The sequence below is a fragment of the Halorubrum sp. AJ67 genome, assembly GCF_000513435.1.
Genome location: NZ_CBVY010000020.1, coordinates 63,201 through 65,235 on the forward strand (window position 1 = coordinate 63,201; position 2,035 = coordinate 65,235).

At 68.3% G+C, this 2,035-nt stretch carries 2 protein-coding genes; one reads left to right on the top strand and one right to left on the bottom strand.

Going from position 1 to position 2,035, the window contains the following annotated elements:
- Nucleotides 1-613: 613 nt before the first annotated feature.
- Complete coding sequence (locus tag BN903_RS13570) at nucleotides 614-1,450, top strand: aldo/keto reductase (RefSeq protein WP_048078240.1); 837 nt, start codon at nucleotides 614-616, stop codon at nucleotides 1,448-1,450.
- Nucleotides 1,451-1,457: 7 nt separating this feature from the next.
- Here the strand turns inward: BN903_RS13570 and BN903_RS13575 are convergent.
- Nucleotides 1,458-2,035, bottom strand: a 578-nt coding sequence (locus tag BN903_RS13575) for a Gfo/Idh/MocA family protein (protein ID WP_048078246.1), incomplete at its 5' end; no start/stop codon positions are given.

Below are 2,035 nucleotides of genomic sequence, written 5' to 3' on the forward strand. Positions count from 1 at the left end.
GTAGTGTAGTGGTATCACGCAACCTTGCCATGGTTGCAACCCGAGTTCAAATCTCGGCCGGTGCATTTCTCGAACATAGTGAGAGAGATCACCGAGAGTGATTTGAACGCTATCAGTCGCGCGCAGCGAGCGGTGCGAGGTGCGAGCGAAGCGAGCACCTCGACAGGCGAGCGGCGAAGCCGCGAGCCGCGAGCGAGCACGTCTGATTCGGAGTTCAAATCTCGGCCGGTGCACTCCTTTCAGTCGTGCCCCGGCCTGACTCCCGTTCGCTGCGCTCACGGGAGTCTCGGCCGGTGCGTTTCCCAACTACACGAGTCGAACCGGGGAGCAATTCGTCTCGGTCGGAGTACCCCCGTAGCCCCGCTTTCTCTCGCAGCACCGCACCTCACGCCTCCCCAGCCTCGCCACCGGACTACGTCCGGTTTCAAGCGAGAGCTTCGCTCTCGCCCTGTCGCTGGCACCCTCCGCTGCGCTCCGGGAGCCAGCGACTCCCTCGCGCGGGCGACTCGCGCCGCAGGGCGGCGCTCGTCGGCACGCGCCACCGCACGATGTGTCGTCGGACTACCGTTCCCCGACCGGTACTTTCAATCGGCGATCCGGCGAAGCCCATCGCATGACCGTTCCAACGAAGACGCTCCCGAGCGGCGCGGAGCTACCGGCGCTCGGACTGGGCACGTACGACCTCGACGACGACGAGACGGCCGACAGCGTCCGCGCGGCGCTCGACGCCGGCTACGCGCACATCGACACCGCCGAGGGGTACCACAACGAGGCCGTCATCGGCGACGCCCTCGCGGAGTACGACCGCGACGACGTGTTCCTCACCTCGAAGGTGCTCGCGAAGAACCTCAACTACGAGTCGGTGATCGACTCCTGCGAGGCGTCGCTCGACCGCCTCGGCACCGACTACCTCGACTTATACCTGATCCACTGGCCCAACCCCGCGATCTCGCTGCGCGAGACCCTGCGGGCGATGGCGGAGCTGCGCGATCGCGGCCTCGTCCGCGACGTCGGTGTCTCGAACTTCAGCGCGTACCAGCTGAGCTGCGCCCATCACATTGCCGACGTGCCGATCGCGGTCAACCAGATCGAGTTCCACCCGTGGTTCCAGCGCCCCGACCTAGTCGACTACTGCCGCGAGACCGACACCGCCGTCGAGGCGGCCGCGCCGCTCGCGCGGACGGACGTGTTCGGCGACGAGGTCGTCGCCGAACTGGCCGATGAGTACGACAAACATCCCGCACAGGTCGTCGTCCGGTGGGCGGTCGACAGGGGCGTCGTCCCGCTGCCGCGGTCGTCGACGCCGGACCACGTCCGGGCCAACGCCGACCTCGACTGGGAGTTAGACGAGGCGGACCGGCGGCGGCTCGACGAGCGCGATCGCGACGAGCCGGTGTACGACACCCCGGCCCGCGACTGGACGAGCGACGTGTACGGGATCGAGCAGTGAGTCGGGCCTACGCCGCGTCGCCGTCGAGTGCGACCGGTCGCCCGGTCTCGGCCGACTCGTAGATCCCGTCGAGCGCGCGCACGTCGACGAGGGCGTGTTCGCCGTCCGGGTGGAACGGCTCGCCCGCCAGTAGGTGGTGACCGAAGTACGCGAACTCTTCCTCGATCTGGTGGACCTGATCGAACTCCACGTCGACCCGCGTGCCGTCGCGGACGACGGCGAACCCGCGGTCCTCCCGCTCGTAGAAGGCGGGGTCCAAGATCAGTCTGGCGTCCGTTCCCGTGACCTCCAGCCGGCTCGCGTGCTGGGCGTTCTGGCTCACCGTACACAGCGCGTCGACGCCGCCCGGAAACTCCAGTCGGAACGTGGCGTGCTCGTCGACGTCGGCGAAGGCCTCGTGCTCCGAGCGGGTCCGTCCCGAAACCCGGACCGGGTCCGAGCCGAGCGCGAACCGGGTCGTGTTGAGCGGGTAGACGCCCAGGTCCATGAGCGCGCCGCCGCCCGACAGCTCCGGGTCGAGCCGCCACTGGTCCGTGTCGCTTCCGAGTTCACCGAGCATCGTCTGCGACATGGTCGCGTGGACGT